Below are 16,593 nucleotides of genomic sequence, written 5' to 3' on the forward strand. Positions count from 1 at the left end.
CATACAACCTGCAAGCGCTGTAACGGTCACGGTCGTCAAAACCAACGTATCGTGTTTTGGCGGCTCTGATGGCACGGCCACGGCAACAGGCCTTGGCGGCACCGGCACGATCACTTATTTGTGGAGCAACACCCAAACGGGCGCAACAGCCACAGGTCTGACGGCAGGTACTTATGACGTAACGGCAACGGATGTCAACGGCTGCACAGCTGTAGCTTCGGTAGTCATCACGGAACAGCCTCAACTGACGGCTTCGATTACAGCCCAGACCGATGTTTTGTGCAACGGCGCAAGCACGGGTTCTGCGACAGTAACGGCAGTTGGCGGAACGGCACCATACACTTATAATTGGAATGATAGTGTTACAACTAAAGATAGAACCGGATTAGCAGCAGGAAGCTACTCTGTTTCTATTAGAGATAATAACGGTTGTTTTTTTACAGTAAATTGTACAGTAACCGCACCATTATTAGTTTCTGGAACAACTGTTTTAACAAACGTTTCTTGTTTTAGCGGAGCAAATGGAGCTATTAATTTAACTCCGTCAGGCGGAACTGCACCTTATACCTTTAATTGGGGTGGCGGAATCACTACAGAAGACAGAACAGGAGTTGCTGCAGGAACGTATTCGGTAATAATTACTGATGCAAATGGATGTACAGGAACTGTTAGTGGTATTATTGTTACACAACCCCTAGCAATTACACCAAGCTTCGCGCAAGTAGCTCCAATTTGTTCAGGAGGAACTTTAGCTGCTTTACCAACAACGTCAACTAATTCTATTGTAGGAACTTGGTCGCCAGCATTAGATAATACAACTACAACAATTTATACATTTACACCAAACATTGGTCAATGCGGCACAACTGCATCTATGACCATTACAGTGAATACAACTGCTCAACCAACACGTGACAATACTATTAGTGGGACTTTATGTAATGGAGCTACTATTGGAACCTTAATTTCCAAATTTAATAATAGTACTAATGTTCTTTGTTATGCAGCGGCATCTGGAGGTTCGAATTTAAGTTCGAATTTAGTAATTTCTCCAGTAAATACGAATGTTGCATTTTATCTTACACAAACAGTAGCAGGTTGCGAAAGCACTAGAGTGTTATATAATGCTTATGTGAATTTTGTTACACCTCCAACGGCTGCAGCAACACAAAGTTTCTGTGCAGGAGCAACAGTTGCTAATTTAGCAGCAACACCAGGGGCAGCTGGAGGTAGTCCAGCATGTTGTTTAAATTGGTACACTACATCGTCAGGTGGAACCGCATTGTCGAGTTCAACTACATTGGCTACTGGAACTTATTATGTTGGTCAAAGCCATATTTCAAGTTGTGCTATTGAAAGAACTTTAGTGAATGTAATTGTTTCAAATCCTAATACTACAATTACGGAGGCTTCGGGGATTTTAACAGCTACTGAAAGTAGTGCTACTTACCAATGGTATAAATGTCCAAGTACTTTAATTTCTGGAGCAACAAACCAATCTTATACGCCTACTGTTGTTGGGGATTACAAAGTAGATATTACCACTAATGGTTGTACATTAACGTCTAGTTGTTTTACATTAGTAACTTTGACAACAGCTGATTTTGATACTGCGAGCTTTAAATACTATCCAAATCCAACCAATGGTATTTTGAATGTAAATTATTCATCTCAAATTTCTAAAATTCAAGTGAGTAATCTTTTAGGTCAAGAAGTTTTAACTAAAAATATAAATTCAAAGGAAGGGCAAATTGATATGCAATTTTTACCTTCTGGAACTTATTTAGTTAAAATTTATTCAGAAGATAAAGTAAAAACAATAAAAGTGGTGAAGCAATAAAATAATAGGAGTTTCTTAATCAGGCTTCCTTGTAATGAGGAAGCCTGATTTTTTATTGATCTCAAATATAGTTAAGAGGCTGTTTATTTTCGGATATAAAGAGTAATTTGTCTGCTTTTTTTGCTTAGCTGGGCTAAATTATAATTACTGAGACTACATATTCTACTTATTTAAATGCAAATAATTTCTAATTCTCTTCAAAATTAGCGGCATATTCTAATATGTTCAATGATACGTTTTCTATAAATAGCAATACACGTGGTAGTATTGTAATTTATGATTTGATAGGAAAAATCATTAAATCTGAAAAAATCGATTTAGAAATTACAAACCTAGATTTAAGCAACTATCCAAACGGAATATATTTGATAAAGTAATCATAACCAAACTAAAAACCTGAAATTGAATAAGCAATAATAAACTGTTTTAAATAAAATGAGGCTTCCTAAAAGAAGCCTCATTTTTTATTTTGTAACAAATTATTTTAAAACGGAACATCGCTGTCATCATCAAAATTATTAGAACTACTTCCAAATGCTTCATTAGCAGAAGGTAAATTTTTAGTTTGGAACGGATTATCATCTTGACCCAAATTCATTGTTGATGGTAAATAATCATCGCCACCCGAATAGTCTTCAAGATTATCAAATTTACCTAAATTACCAATAAATTTTAGTCGGACATTTTCTAAACTACCGTTACGGTGTTTTGCAATAATAAACTCCGCTTGCCCTTGTGTTGGCGAATGTTCATCATCATCCCATTCATCAATTTTATAATATTCAGGACGATAAATAAACGAAACAATATCCGCATCTTGCTCAATCGCTCCAGATTCACGAAGATCAGAAAGTAAAGGTCGTTTGCTTGATCCACGAGTTTCAACAGCACGTGATAATTGAGAAAGGGCGATTACAGGAACTTCTAATTCTTTGGCCAAAGCTTTTAAGTTTCTAGAAATAGTTGAGATTTCTTGCTCACGATTTCCCGATCCTTTTCCGTTTCCACCAGCAGTCATTAATTGAAGATAATCGACAATGATAATTTTTATATCGTGTTGTGATTTCAAACGTCTGGCTTTTGCACGCAAATCGAAAATGGAAAGTGATGGAGAATCATCAATATACAAAGGTGCTTTTTCGAGATCTTTCACCTTAACACTTAATTGTTCCCATTCGTGTTTTTCTAGTTTTCCAGTTCTGAGTTTTTCCGAAGACAAGCCTGTTTCTGAAGAAATAAGACGTGTTATCAACTGAACAGAAGACATCTCTAGTGAGAATAATGCTACAGCATGACCAAAATCGATAGCAACATTTCTCGCCATTGATAGTACAAATGCCGTTTTTCCCATACCTGGACGAGCTGCAATAATAATTAAATCTGATGGTTGCCAACCAGATGTTACTTTGTCTAGCTTTTCGAAACCAGTTGCAATTCCAGAAAGCCCTTCTTTACCTGCAATTTCTTCAATACGTTTTTTTGCCTGAATTACTAAACTTTGTGCTGTTTCGGAACTTCGTTTTATATTTCCTTGCGTAACTTCATATAGTTTCGATTCGGCTTTGTCTAGTAAATCGAAAACATCGGTAGATTCGTCGTAAGACTCTTCAATAATCTCCGAAGAAATTTTTATTAAACTACGTTGAATATATTTTTGAAGAATAATTCTGGAGTGAAACTCGATATGTGCCGAAGATGATATTTTTTGGGTAAGTTGTATCAAATAAAAATCGCCACCAGCCAAATCTAGTTTGCTCATTTTTCTTAATTGAGCAGAAACCGTCAATAAATCGACCGGTTGAGAATCATTGAATAAAGTAACGATGGCTTCAAAGATGAATTTGTGTCCGTCTTTATAAAAAGCCTCGGGCTGAAGAATATCAATAACCTCATCTACCCCTTTTTTGTCAATCATCATTGCGCCAAGCACAGCTTCTTCTAAATCGAGAACTTGTGGTGGTAGCTTTCCTTTTTCTAGGTTTATAATCGTAGTTTTATCTACTCTTACAGGGTTTATATTCTTGAAATTTTCCATATTGCGAATTTAGGTTTTAATACAATCAAATTGAAATAAAAACAATCATTAGATTGTGAATAACTTGTGTTAACAACTTTTATTTTGTGTTAACAACCAAAAAAAACCGCCTTATTACTCATAAGACGGTTTTCACATAATAAAGTGCGGTTTTACTCGTTGAATTCGCCCATTTTACTGTATTTATCCATTCTTTTAGAAACTAAATCAGTTGTTGATAAGTCTTTAAGTTCATTGTAAGCTTTAAGAATATATTCTTCAACCGATTTGAAAGCAGTTTCTTTATCATAATGTGCTCCACCTAATGGTTCAGGAATAATATCATCTACTAATTTTTGTCTTTTCATATCAGCAGAAGTCAATTTTAATGCTTCAGCAGCTTGTTCTTTGTATTCCCAACTTTTCCATAAAATAGAAGAACAAGATTCTGGAGAAATTACTGAATACCATGTGTTTTCCATCATCAATACTCTATCCCCAACACCTATCCCTAATGCTCCACCAGATGCTCCTTCTCCTACGATGACACAGATAATTGGCACTTTAAGTCTTACCATTTCAAGAATATTTCTTGCAATAGCTTCTCCTTGCCCTCTTTCTTCTGCTTCAATTCCTGGAAATGCCCCAGGAGTATCTATTAATGTAACTACTGGAATATTAAATTTTTCGGCCATTTTCATTAATCGTAAAGCTTTACGATAACCTTCTGGGTTTGGCATACCAAAATTACGAAATTGACGCATTTTTGTATTTACTCCCTTTTGTTGACCAACAAACATAAAAGACTGGCCCCCAATTTTTCCTAGACCTCCAACCATAGCCTTATCGTCCTTGAATCCTCTATCTCCAAAAAGTTCCAAAAAAGTTCCTTTTGTTAAGTTAGTAATATGTTCTAAAGTATAAGGACGGTTTGGATGTCGTGACAATTGTACTCTTTGCCATGCAGTTAGATTTCCGTATATATCTTTCTTGGTATCTTCTAGTTTTTGATTAATTTGCTCACATGTATTTGTGACATCAACATCTGATTCTTGACCAATAACTTGACATTTGTCTAGTTGCTCTAGAAGTTCTTTTATAGGTAATTCAAAATCTAAATATTCCATAAGATTTTTGTGTTTTGTTTAGGTTTGAAAAGCAAAGATAGTTTTAAATTTAAAGATTGAAAAATTTAAAGATTGAAAAAATTAGTTTGTGAGATTAAGTTTCTGAAAGTTTAGCTATTCTTAGCCCAGATTACTTTTTTCTATTTTTTAGAATTCCATTCAAAATTACTGTTGACAATATGATTAAAGCACCTATATAAAATTGTGCACTCATTTTCTCTTTATCATTAAAAACGATTAATGCTAAAATTATTCCGTAAATAGGTTCGAGATTGATGGTTAACATTACCGTGTACGGACTCAGATATTTCATGACACCAACAGACGCAATAAATGCATAGGCAGTGCAAACGGAACTTAAAACAAGCAACCATAATAAATCGTTTGCTGAAAGTTGAAAAAAACTAGCACTAAAACTTTGAGTACACAACATAAATACCGACAAGCATAATACACCTCCCAAAATCTCGTAGAATGAAATAACGGTTGGATTATATTTTACAGCAAATTTTCCGTTTATCACTGAAAATAATGCCGAAAGAAATGCTGAACTTAATGCTAAAACTATTCCATAAAAGTAATTTCCTTGGACTTTAAAAATAATGTACAATCCAATAATTACTATTAATCCGAAAAAAACTTCATAAGCAATTATCTTTCTTTTGTAAAATATTGGTTCTAATAATGACGTAAAAAATGCTCCTGTAGACAAACAAGCTAATGTGACTGAAATATTAGATTCCTTAATTGCTTTAAAAAAAGTAAGCCAATGCAAAGCAATTATTAAACCCGCAAAAAGAAAAGTAATTATAGTTTTTGTGGGAAGGGTTAATGATGTTTTCTTAAAAACAACAAATAATAAAATAAATACTGTTGCAAAAGTCATTCGATACCAAACTAAAGGTAGTGCTTCTAACGAAATTAATTTACCTAATACTGCCGTAAATCCCCAAATAAAAACGATTAAATGAAGATGGAGATAACTATTTATAGCTTTATCTTTTTGCATTTCGAAGCAAGAAAAAAGCTAAAATACCAAAAACAAAATTAGGAATCCAAACTGCAATTATTGGAGCTACAGATGATTTTTCAGCTAATGTACTAAATATCTTATCTAAAAATATATAACTAAAAGCTATCGCTATACCTATCGCTAGGTTTATTCCCATTCCGCCACGACGCTTCATAGAAGAAACGGCTACAGCAATAATGGTTAATATAAATGCTGAAATTGGAATACTATATTTTCTATATTTCACAACTAAATACACATTTATATTTGCAGATCCACGTTTCATTTCTTTATCAATAAACTTATTTAAATCTGTCCAATTTAAAGTTTCAGCTATATAAACCACTGGAGTTAAGTCTTCTAAATCAAAATTAAACTTCATCTTTTTTGAACTCTCAATTTCAATTTTATCGTTTAATTCTCCAATAGTTCTTTTGTTATAATTTAACAAAGTATAAGTTTTTTCTCTTGGATTCCATTGAATGGATGAAGCAGAAATTTTATATAGTAATCTTTCTCCATCAAACTTTTCAAAAACAAAATTATATGCTGTTTTAACTTCTTGATTAAAATTACTTACATATATATATTCGCTATCACTAATTTGTCTGTAAACATCATTGGTCTCTCGCATTTCGTTCTTACCATTTCCGATTAGGTATAGGTATCTAAAATTCTTGAAGCCTTCACTTGCTTTAGGTGCAAGAAAAAATCCCATAAGTAAAGCAAATAAAGATACCATTGTAGCCCCAATAATATAAGGACGTAAGAATCTTCTAAAAGAAATTCCTGAACTTAAAATAGCAATGATTTCGGTATTATTTGCCAATTTAGCAGTAAACCAAATAATAGATAAAAACAAGAAAATAGGAAACAAAAAGTTTGTAAAATAAATTACAAAATCGACATAATAAGATAATACTTTAGCTAGTGGAACCTTATTTTCTAGGATTTTATTTATTTTTTCAGCAACATCGACTGTAATTCCAATTGGAATAAATAAAAGTAACATTACCGAAAAAGTGGCCAAATATCTTTTAAGAATGTATTTATCTAATATTGTTAGCATAGATTTTGTTTAAAGTTTAAAGTTTACGTTTTAAAGTTTAGGAACTTTAAAACGTAAACTTTAAACAAATTTTTATAAACGTTGGCTCATATTCTTTACCATCATTTCTTTCCACTCACGAAAATCTCCTGCTAAGATATGTTTTCTAGCTTCACGAACCAGCCACATATAAAAACCAAGATTGTGTATCGTCGCAATTTGTTTTCCTAAATACTCATTGGCTGCAAAAAGATGGCGCAAATAAGCTTTAGAATATTCGGTATCTACAAAAGTAAGTCCCATTTCGTCAACGGGAGAAAAATCAGCTTCCCATTTTTTATTTTTAATATTGATCGTTCCGTTTGCTGTAAATAACATACCGTTACGAGCATTTCTAGTTGGCATCACACAATCGAACATATCAATTCCAAGGGCAATATTTTCTAATATATTTATTGGCGTTCCCACACCCATTAAGTATCTGGGTTTGTCTTCTGGTAAGATTGCTGTTACAATTTCGGTCATGGCATACATTTCTTCCGCTGGTTCCCCTACCGAAAGTCCTCCAATTGCATTTCCTTGTGCTCCAGCGTTAGCAATATACTCTGCCGATTGCATTCTCAAATCTTTGTAAGTACTTCCTTGTACAATGGGAAAAAACGTTTGATCATAACCGTATTTTGTTGGCACTTTCTCTAAATGTTTAATACATCTATCTAGCCAACGATGCGTCATTTTCATCGAACGATTTGCGTAATGATAATCGCAAGGATATGGTGTACACTCATCAAAAGCCATAATGATATCCGCACCAATGGTACGTTGAATTTCCATTACATTTTCGGGTGTAAAAAAATGATAAGAACCATCAATATGTGATTTAAACTTAACACCTTCTTCCTTAATTTTTCTATTTGCCGATAGAGAATATACTTGATACCCTCCTGAATCGGTCAAAATATTTCTATCCCAATTCATAAATTTATGCAAACCACCCGCTTTTTCAAGAATGGCAGTTTGGGGACGCAAATATAAATGATAGGTATTTCCTAAAATAATATCTGGATTTATTTCTTCTTTAAGCTCTCTTTGATGCACTCCTTTTACTGATGCAACTGTTCCTACAGGCATAAAAATAGGCGTTTCAATCACACCATGATCAGTAGTTATGGTTCCCGCTCTGGCTTTTGTTTGTGGATCTTTTTTTAATAAATCAAACTTCATATAGACATTTTTCAGGGAGCAAATATAAGTCATTTACTATCTTTTATCATTTAGAATTTTATAAATTTAACATTTAAACAATCGTTAATTTTGCAAACATATTCCTATATTTATAAAAAATTAAAGTACATGAAATTTTTTTTTAAATTTGACATTAACGTTATCTGTAAAACAATTATTCAGGAACAACTTGAAAAACTAGACTTAGAATATGAAGTACTAGGTTTTGGCGAAGTGCAAATTAAGGGCGCCGTTTTAGACGAAAAATTACAAGAACTTGCCGATTCAATCTCTAAATACGGTATTGAGATTGTTGAAAACAAAAAAAGTATATTAATTCAAAAAATTAAAGATACCATAGTAGAAATGGTATTTTCTGACGAAGATTTTACTAGTCTTAAAAGTTCCGTTTATCTTTCAGAGAAATTAAATCACAGTTACGGTTATATTTCAAATCTTTTTTCTGAAGTAACTTATACCTCAATTGAAAATTTTATTATCATTCAAAAAATTGAGAGGGTAAAGCAACTATTACTTATTAATGAATTAACACTAACCGAAATTGCTTATAAATTAAACTATTCAAGCGTATCTCATTTAAGTACACAATTCAAAAACATAACTGGGTTAACCCCTTCTCTTTTTCAACGGATTATTATTAAGAGACGCAATAGTATTACTCTTTAAATTTTATAAAACAACAATAAATTAAAATACTATTTATGCAAACTGACATCATTCATATTTTACTAGCCGATGACGACGAAGATGATCGTAACTTTTTTAAAGATGCCTTTGAAGAAATAAAAATAAATACCGATGTGAAATTTATAAATGACGGAGATGCCCTCATGGATTATTTAACCAAACTTGACGTTATAATACCACACATACTTTTCCTAGATTTAAACATGCCCAGAAAAAATGGTATCGAATGTTTATTGGAAATAAAACAACTAGACCATTTAAAAGATATGGCAGTTGCTATTTATTCGACTTCTGCTAGCGAAGATGATATTGAAGAAACTTTTGTAAAAGGAGCTAACATTTATATTAAAAAGCCCAATGATTTTAATGAATTAATAAAAACATTAAATACAGCCACTACTTTCAATTGGCAATACCATACCAATAGTTTAAACCGAGATACTTTTTTATTGCGAATTTAATAGATGAAATTTAAAATAATGAAATTTAAAGATGCCATTTTCTCTAAAGTTATTCTTAAAAGTCTATTTGTGATTTTTATATTTCTTTTGCTATTTATTTCTTCTATTACTTACAAAAACAGTCTTCAGTTCACTGATTCGACTAAATGGGTCATACATTCTTATAAGGTACATAGTGAGCTAGATAATTTGATGCTGATATTAAAAGATGCTGAAACTGGACAGCGCGGTTTTCTATTAACTCATGACACAACCTATTTAAGTCCTTATTTCAGATCAAAAATAAAAGCAAGAGAATCTGTCAATAAATTAAGAAAATTATTTTCAACTAATTTAAATCAGCAAAAAAATATGGAACGCTTATCAGAGTTAACTGAACTCCGATTTGCTTATTTGCGTTATGCGATGTATCAGGATTCTATTGGCTCTAAAAATAAGACAAACATAAGGTCAGGCTTAGATAATGGCAGACTCATCATGGATACCGTTCGAAGTCAAAGTATTAAAATGCAGAAGATTGAGAAACAATACTTAATAAAACGCAGTGAAAGTTATATTAGTAAAATATCAGAAATTCCTTTACTAATATTACTTATTACTTTATTTTCATTAGCTATTTTCATTATCGCTTACATAAAAATTAATAAAGATTTATCAATTTTAGAACAAGCAAACAAACAATTACTCATCACCAACGAGTCGAGTGTACAAGCTGAAAAAATTGCTGATTTCAGTACTTGGACTTGTGATTTAGAAACCAATACATTCTCTTTTTCCGATAATTTTTATTGTTTACTGGGTTGTAAACCAAATGCATTCGAACCTTCTGTTTCTAACTTTGTAAAATATGTATATCCAGAAGATAAAAGAAAAGTCCTTGCCATTAGAAAAAAAGTTCTAAAAGAAGAAAAAACACTCATCCACTTTTTCAGAATTATTAGAGAAGATGAACAATTGCGATATTTCAAATTAATTGCTAAAACAGTAGTTCATCTAAAAGGAGAAAAAACTATAATTGGAATTATTAGTGATATTACCGATGAACACAATAAAAACATAACTATTCAAAAAAGAAATTTTGAATTAGAACAAACCAACACTGAATTAGAATCTTTCAATCATGTTGCAAGCCATGATTTACAAGAGCCTTTACGAAAAATACAACTCTTTATTTCTAGAATTTCTAATGCAGATTTAGAAGTCATATCCGAAACTGGAAAGGAATATATTGCTAAAATTCATTTGGCAACCAGTAAAATGCGTACACTTATAGACGATTTACTTTTGTTTTCAAGAACCAACAAAACAGACAAAGTTTTCATAAAAACCGATTTAAATGAATTACTTGAAAATGCTAAACAGGAATTAGCTGATACAATTCTCGAAAAAAATGCAACTCTAATTACCGAAGAATTACCTGTTATTGAAGTTATTCCTTATCAAATTCAACAACTCTTTATAAATCTGATTAGCAACTCTTTAAAATACAGCAAAGCAGATACAAGCCCTATTATTTCGATTCGTTGTGAGAAAATTTTAGTATCTCAGGTTTCATTTTTAAAAACCAATCCAGACAAAGAATATTATAAAATAAGTATCTCCGATAATGGACTAGGTTTCGACCAGCAATTTTCAGAATCCATATTCACCTTATTTAACCGATTACATTCTATCTCAGAATTTCCAGGAACAGGAATTGGTCTCGCAATTTGTAAAAAAATTGTCGAAAATCATATGGGTGCCATAAAAGCAGAAGGCAAATTAGATATAGGTACCATATTTACTATTTTTCTTCCGGAATAATATTGACAAAAAAACAGCAATTTAATTATTCACAATAGAATTAAATTTAAAAACTATATTTTACAAGCTTTAATTTTTTAAAATCTAAAATGAAAAATGAAATTTATAATAAGTGATGTACAATAAATAGATTAAAACCAACATTACCTTAAAATATTATAATTTTATAAAAATCCAACAATCGAATATTCCGAAAAATCCAATTATCTGATTATCTTTGCCGAAGTCTAATTTTATAATACATAATGAAACCAAACACACAACAACTTCGAGAGTTAACAACACAAGTTCGTAGAGACATTCTGCGAATGGTACATGAAGTAAATTCAGGTCATCCCGGAGGTTCTCTAGGCTGTACAGAATTTCTAGTAGTACTTTATCAAAACCTAATGAATCGCAAAGAAGGTTTCGAAATGAACGGTTATGGAGAAGACTTATTCTTCCTATCTAACGGACATATCTCACCTGTATTTTACAGCGTTTTAGCACGTAGTGGTTATTTTCCAGTAGCTGAATTAGCTACTTTTAGAAAAATAAACACTCGTTTACAGGGTCACCCAACCACACATGATCACTTACCTGGTGTAAGAATTGCTTCTGGCTCACTTGGACAAGGTTTGTCTGTAGCAATTGGAGCTGCACAAGCTAAAAAACTAAATAATGATTCAAATCTAGTTTATACACTTCATGGCGATGGCGAATTACAAGAAGGACAAAATTGGGAAGCCATTATGTATGCTTCTGCAAAAAAAGTAGATAACCTTATTGCAACAGTCGACCTAAACGGAAAACAAATTGACGGTACAACCGACGAAGTATTAAACATGGGAAGCATTAGATCTAAATTTGAAGCTTTCGACTGGGATGTTATCGACATTAAAGAAGGAAATAACATCGAAGCAATTCTTGCAGGTATGAATGATGCAAAATCTAGAACAGGAAAAGGAAAACCAGTCTGTGTGTTACTTCATACAGAAATGGGAAATGGTGTAGATTATATGATGTATTCTCACGCTTGGCACGGAAAAGCACCTAATGATGCGCAATTAGAAAATGCATTAGCGCAAAACCCAGAAACTTTAGGAGATTATTAAAAAAGCTTTAAGCTTTAAGCAGTATGCAATAAGCCTACTTGCCTATAGCTTATTGTCTATAGCAAAAACACAATGAAAAAATATATTAATACAGGAAGCAAAGATACCCGTTCGGGTTTTGGTGCTGGAATGACAGAATTAGGACAAACAAACGAAAATGTTGTGGCACTTTGTGCTGACTTAATAGGTTCTTTAAAGTTTGATGATTTCAAGAAAAATCACCCAGAACGTTTTTTCCAAATTGGAATTGCTGAAGCCAATATGATTGGAATTGCAGCAGGATTAACTATTGGAGGAAAAATTCCATTTACAGGAACATTTGCTAACTTTTCGACTGGAAGAGTTTATGATCAAATTCGTCAATCGGTAGCTTATTCAGATAAAAATGTAAAAATTTGTGCTTCTCACGCAGGTTTAACGCTTGGAGAAGATGGCGCAACACACCAAATCCTTGAAGATATTGGATTAATGAAAATGTTGCCAGGAATGACTGTAATAAACACTTGTGATTACAATCAGACCAAAGCAGCAACTTTAGCTATTGCTGACCATCATGGCCCAGTTTATTTGCGTTTTGGGCGTCCAGTTGTACCTAATTTTATGCCTGCCGACGAAAAATTTGAAAACGGAAAAGCCATCATTCTAAACGAAGGAACTGATGTTACTATTATAGCAACAGGACATTTGGTTTGGGAAGCATTAATCGCTGCCGAAGCATTAGAAGCTAAGGGAATTTCGGCCGAAGTAATAAACATTCATACGATTAAACCTTTAGATGAAGAGGCTATTTTAAAATCATTAGCAAAAACAAAATGTATTGTTACTGCCGAAGAACATAATATCCTTGGAGGATTAGGAGAAAGTGTCTCTAGGGTTTTAGCGCTTAACAATCCAGCTCCACAAGAATTTGTAGCGGTAAATGATAGTTTTGGCGAAAGCGGAACACCAGAACAACTAATGAAAAAATACAAACTAAACAACCAAGCGATTGTTGAAGCTGTAGAAAGAGTTGTGAAGAGAAAATAATTTGTGTCTTTTTATTAAATAAAAATCCCGTTTCAAAATTAGGTTTGAAACGGGATTTTAAATTTTTATAAATAGATTAAATCCTAATGGCACGTAGCACTTAGATGCTTTTTCTTTCCATCTGTACACAAAGGAATATTAGCAAAGTCATAAAAAACGCCATTAGATATTCTTATTTCAGTTTTAGTAGGAATTCCATCTGCATCATCATCTATATCAAGATAGTCTGGCCTTCCATCACCATCTGTATCATCATCTGTAAAAATTCCATTTCCATTGGCATCTTCATATCTAGAATCTATATGATCACGATCATGATCTACATAATTCAATCCTTTCAGTTTAAAACTAAATATAAGTGGTGAATATGAAGGAATAGATCCCACCCCACCATTATAATAACCTAATCCCGAAGGCAAAAACATAACACCTGCTCCAAAGTTAGAATAACTTACAGTCCCATCTAAAGGATTAATAACACCTGGGTCACCGGTTTTAAACTTTGGCAATATTTCTTTCCAACCCTGTATTACATTATCTAGAGGAAACCAAACTGGGTTTTCCGCCTGATCGAAAACGGTTTCATTAAGCAAACGTCCTTTATATGAAACAAAAGCTGAATCTACTCTTGTAGGATTTTCATTTGTCCCTTGTCTTAGCGAGATATAATATACTTTATAATCGACACCATTACTTGTTACTGGAATACTTAACAAAGAAGGCTTTGGATTAAGTGGATCTGAACCCCAAATAGACGAAGCATCTCCAGCAGTAACCGAAGTAAAAGTCACATCTTGATCATCTGAAAAACCTGGATTATTAACCGGAGTTATTGAATGAGATTTCAAAAATGTTTCAATCGCAGCGTTATCTACAGGATATTGTTCAGCAAAAGGAACAACATATGCATTAACTGTATCTTCAGACTTATTACAGCTAAAAATAACCAAACTCATTATAAATATAAAACCTACTTTAAAAATTCTAATCATTATCTTCTATTTTAAGTGCGCAAGATACAATTTTGATTTATTTTTGTTTAAAATTTAACTTTGTTTTTTAATTTTTATGCGAATAGATAAATTCCTCTGGTGTGTACGTTATTACAAAACCCGCAATATGGTTACCGAAGCTTGTAAAAAAAACCATATTACAGTAAACAATCAAGTAGCAAAAGCTTCTAAAGAAGTTTTTGCTGGAGATAAAGTTACTTTTAGAAGAGACCAGATTACCTATATAATTTCGATTCTAGATATTCCAGACAATCGTGTGGGCGCAAAACTTGTAGATATTTACAGAAAAGACGAAACCCCAAGTGAATCCTTTGCCCATTTAGAATTATTAAAACTTTCTAAAGAACACTATAGAAAAAATGGAACTGGTCGTCCTACTAAAAAAGATCGTCGTGATATAGAAGATTTTGGCACTGATACAAAAAATAAGAATTCCGATGAAGAAGCTTAACCCAGAATACTGGCAAAACCGATACGAAACCAACGATGCCATTTGGGACACTGGCAAAATAACTACACCACTAAAAGAATATATTAACCAACTAGAAGACAAATCTATCAAAATATTAATTCCTGGTTGTGGCAATGGCTATGAGTTCGAATATCTTATAAACAATGGTTTTGATAATAGTTTTGTTCTAGACTATGCTCAAATTCCTATTGATAACTTAAAGAAAAGAATGCCAAGTTGCAATCCGAATCAATTGATAGTTTCTGATTTTTTTGAACTAGAAGGAAGTTATGATTTAATTATTGAACAAACTTTTTTTTGTGCTTTAAGTCCAGAATTGAGAGCTAAATATGTAAAAAAAATGCTTTCTTTACTTTCTCCAAAAGGCAAACTTATTGGTCTGTTCTTTCAATTTCCATTAACTAAAGTTGGACCACCATTTGGCGGATCGAAAGAAGAATATTTAAAATTATTTTCTGCTAATTTTGAAATAAAAACAATAGAAACTGCTTATAATTCCATCAAACCACGAGAAGGAAAGGAACTGTTTTTTATATTTACAAAAAAATAACTGCTATGAGCCAAAATATTATCTTAAACCATCAAGAAATTGAATTCAAAATAAAGCGAATTGCGTATCAGATTTACGAAACTTTTATCGAGGAAAGCGAGATTGTTATAGCAGGAATTCAAGGAAACGGAAGTGTTTTTGCTAATAAAATTGCTTCCGAACTAAAAAGCATCTCCCCTATAAAAGTTATTTTATGTGAAGTTAATATTGACAAGAAAAATCCGAATTTACCTATTACGACTTCTATCAATAAAAATGAATATCAAAATAAAGGATTGGTGTTGGTTGATGACGTTCTTAACTCCGGAACTACTTTAATATATGGTGTAAGACATTTTCTTGATGTCCCTTTGAAGAAATTTAAAACTGCAGTTCTAATTGACAGAAACCACAAAAAATATCCTATAAAAGCTGATTTTAAAGGCATTTCATTATCAACTTCTTTGTTAGAACATGTTCAAGTAGTTTTTAACGAAAATCAGGATTGTGCTTTCTTAGAGTAATATTTTTTGAATTTCTTCAATAATATCAAACGGAGATTTATCGTCAATCTTAATAGTGTGTTTACAATGATTGTAATAAAAACTTCGGTCAAAAAGATGCTTGGCAACAAACTCTGTTAGCTCCTCATTTGCTAAATCTTTAAGAAGCGGTCGTTTGGCTTTATTAATTTCTAATCTATCAACAAGTGTTGCAATACTACCTTTCAGATAAATCGAAATAACGTCTTCGTTTTGCAAAAAGAAATGATTGTTTGCATAACAAGGCGTTCCTCCTCCAAGACTTAGCACAAAAGATTCATTTGAGTTTATTTTATTTGAAAATACTTCATGTTCTTTTTTTCTGAAAAAAATCTCTCCTTTTTCTTCAAAAATTTCATTTACAGTTTTAGAAACTTCATTTTCTATAAGATGATCTATATCAAAAAAAGGCAAATGAAGCTTTTTTGAGAGTAATTTTCCGATTTCTGTTTTTCCAGAAGCCATATAACCGACTAAAACAATTTTTTTCATGAAGCTAAAACCTTATAAATTAACATACTGAGCGTGTTTGAGAAAAAAAGACAAATTTAATACAAAATTGCTTTGAAAAATGAATAATAACTTCTTATATTTGCACCCGCGTTGAAGAAATACAATGACTTGGTAGCTCAGTTGGTAGAGCACATCACTTTTAATGATGGGGTCCTGGGTTCGAGCCC

17 protein-coding genes are annotated in these 16,593 nt (G+C 32.4%); 10 read left to right on the forward strand and 7 right to left on the reverse strand.

Features of this window, described 5'->3' with window-relative positions; translation table 11 throughout:
• The coding region (locus ABI549_RS10660) for a T9SS type A sorting domain-containing protein (RefSeq protein ID WP_348076438.1) at positions 1-1,840 on the forward strand (1,840 nt) is incomplete at its 5' end.
• Positions 1,841-2,061: 221 nt separating this feature from the next.
• Complete coding sequence (locus ABI549_RS10665) at positions 2,062-2,217, forward strand: T9SS type A sorting domain-containing protein (protein ID WP_348076439.1); 156 nt, start codon at positions 2,062-2,064, stop codon at positions 2,215-2,217.
• A 107-nt stretch (positions 2,218-2,324) separates the two neighbouring features.
• Here ABI549_RS10665 and dnaB read toward each other — a convergent pair whose 3' ends face one another.
• The 5 genes from dnaB to tgt all read right to left on the reverse strand — a co-directional run bounded on the left by dnaB (position 2,325) and on the right by tgt (position 8,265).
• Positions 2,325-3,875: a replicative DNA helicase gene (gene dnaB / locus ABI549_RS10670; RefSeq protein ID WP_348076440.1), complete on the reverse strand. Its 1,551-nt coding sequence runs from the start codon at positions 3,873-3,875 to the stop codon at positions 2,325-2,327.
• A 152-nt stretch (positions 3,876-4,027) separates the two neighbouring features.
• Positions 4,028-4,981 (reverse strand): acetyl-CoA carboxylase carboxyltransferase subunit alpha, encoded by a 954-nt coding sequence (locus tag ABI549_RS10675; protein ID WP_348076441.1) that lies wholly within the window; start codon positions 4,979-4,981, stop codon positions 4,028-4,030.
• Between the two features lie 130 nt (positions 4,982-5,111).
• A complete protein-coding gene (locus ABI549_RS10680; protein WP_348076442.1) occupies positions 5,112-5,990 on the reverse strand; it encodes a DMT family transporter in 879 nt (292 codons plus the stop codon).
• The gene (locus tag ABI549_RS10685) at positions 5,977-7,062 is read right to left on the reverse strand and encodes an LptF/LptG family permease (protein WP_348076443.1); all 1,086 of its coding nucleotides are present in this window, start codon (positions 7,060-7,062) and stop codon (positions 5,977-5,979) included. The genes ABI549_RS10680 and ABI549_RS10685 overlap by 14 nt, the downstream gene beginning before the upstream one ends.
• Positions 7,063-7,134: 72 nt before the next feature.
• Positions 7,135-8,265 carry a tRNA guanosine(34) transglycosylase Tgt gene (gene tgt, locus ABI549_RS10690; RefSeq protein WP_348076444.1) on the reverse strand — a complete coding sequence of 377 codons (1,131 nt, stop codon included), beginning with the start codon at positions 8,263-8,265 and terminating at the stop codon, positions 7,135-7,137.
• 129 nt (positions 8,266-8,394) lie between these two features.
• On the opposite strand from tgt, the gene ABI549_RS10695 reads away from it, so the two are divergent.
• The 5 genes from ABI549_RS10695 (at position 8,395) to ABI549_RS10715 (ending at position 13,357) form a co-directional block, all read left to right on the forward strand.
• Complete coding sequence (locus ABI549_RS10695; RefSeq protein ID WP_348076445.1) at positions 8,395-8,952, forward strand: AraC family transcriptional regulator; 558 nt, start codon at positions 8,395-8,397, stop codon at positions 8,950-8,952.
• A 35-nt stretch (positions 8,953-8,987) separates the two neighbouring features.
• Entirely contained in the window at positions 8,988-9,434 is a 447-nt protein-coding gene (locus tag ABI549_RS10700; protein ID WP_348076446.1) for a response regulator, read from the forward strand.
• 18 nt (positions 9,435-9,452) lie between these two features.
• Positions 9,453-11,237 (forward strand): CHASE3 domain-containing protein, encoded by a 1,785-nt coding sequence (locus ABI549_RS10705; RefSeq protein ID WP_348076447.1) that lies wholly within the window; start codon positions 9,453-9,455, stop codon positions 11,235-11,237.
• Between the two features lie 245 nt (positions 11,238-11,482).
• Entirely contained in the window at positions 11,483-12,331 is an 849-nt protein-coding gene (locus ABI549_RS10710; protein ID WP_348076448.1) for a transketolase, read from the forward strand.
• Between the two features lie 72 nt (positions 12,332-12,403).
• Positions 12,404-13,357, forward strand: a complete 954-nt coding sequence (locus tag ABI549_RS10715; RefSeq protein ID WP_348076449.1) for a transketolase C-terminal domain-containing protein — start codon at positions 12,404-12,406, stop codon at positions 13,355-13,357.
• Positions 13,358-13,440: 83 nt separating this feature from the next.
• Here the strand turns inward: ABI549_RS10715 and ABI549_RS10720 are convergent, their stop codons facing one another.
• On the reverse strand, positions 13,441-14,349 hold the full coding sequence (locus ABI549_RS10720; RefSeq protein ID WP_348076450.1) for an FKBP-type peptidyl-prolyl cis-trans isomerase: 909 nt from the start codon (positions 14,347-14,349) through the stop codon (positions 13,441-13,443).
• Between the two features lie 76 nt (positions 14,350-14,425).
• Here ABI549_RS10720 and ABI549_RS10725 point away from each other — a divergent pair, with 76 nt between their 5' ends.
• The 3 genes from ABI549_RS10725 to ABI549_RS10735 are packed head-to-tail and all read left to right on the forward strand — an operon-like array spanning position 14,426 to position 15,895.
• Positions 14,426-14,821 (forward strand): RNA-binding S4 domain-containing protein, encoded by a 396-nt coding sequence (locus tag ABI549_RS10725; RefSeq protein ID WP_348076451.1) that lies wholly within the window; start codon positions 14,426-14,428, stop codon positions 14,819-14,821.
• A complete protein-coding gene (locus tag ABI549_RS10730) occupies positions 14,808-15,392 on the forward strand; it encodes a methyltransferase domain-containing protein (protein WP_348076452.1) in 585 nt (194 codons plus the stop codon). Before ABI549_RS10725 ends, ABI549_RS10730 begins: the two co-directional genes overlap by 14 nt.
• Positions 15,393-15,397: 5 nt before the next feature.
• Positions 15,398-15,895: a phosphoribosyltransferase domain-containing protein gene (locus ABI549_RS10735; RefSeq protein ID WP_348076453.1), complete on the forward strand. Its 498-nt coding sequence runs from the start codon at positions 15,398-15,400 to the stop codon at positions 15,893-15,895.
• Here ABI549_RS10735 and ABI549_RS10740 read toward each other — a convergent pair.
• Positions 15,887-16,405, reverse strand: a complete 519-nt coding sequence (locus tag ABI549_RS10740) for a shikimate kinase (RefSeq protein ID WP_348076454.1) — start codon at positions 16,403-16,405, stop codon at positions 15,887-15,889. The two genes, ABI549_RS10735 and ABI549_RS10740, sit on opposite strands and share 9 nt — an antisense overlap.
• Between the last annotated feature and the right edge of the window lie 188 nt (positions 16,406-16,593).

Source organism: Flavobacterium sp. (assembly GCF_039932285.1).
GTDB lineage: Bacteria > Bacteroidota > Bacteroidia > Flavobacteriales > Flavobacteriaceae > Flavobacterium.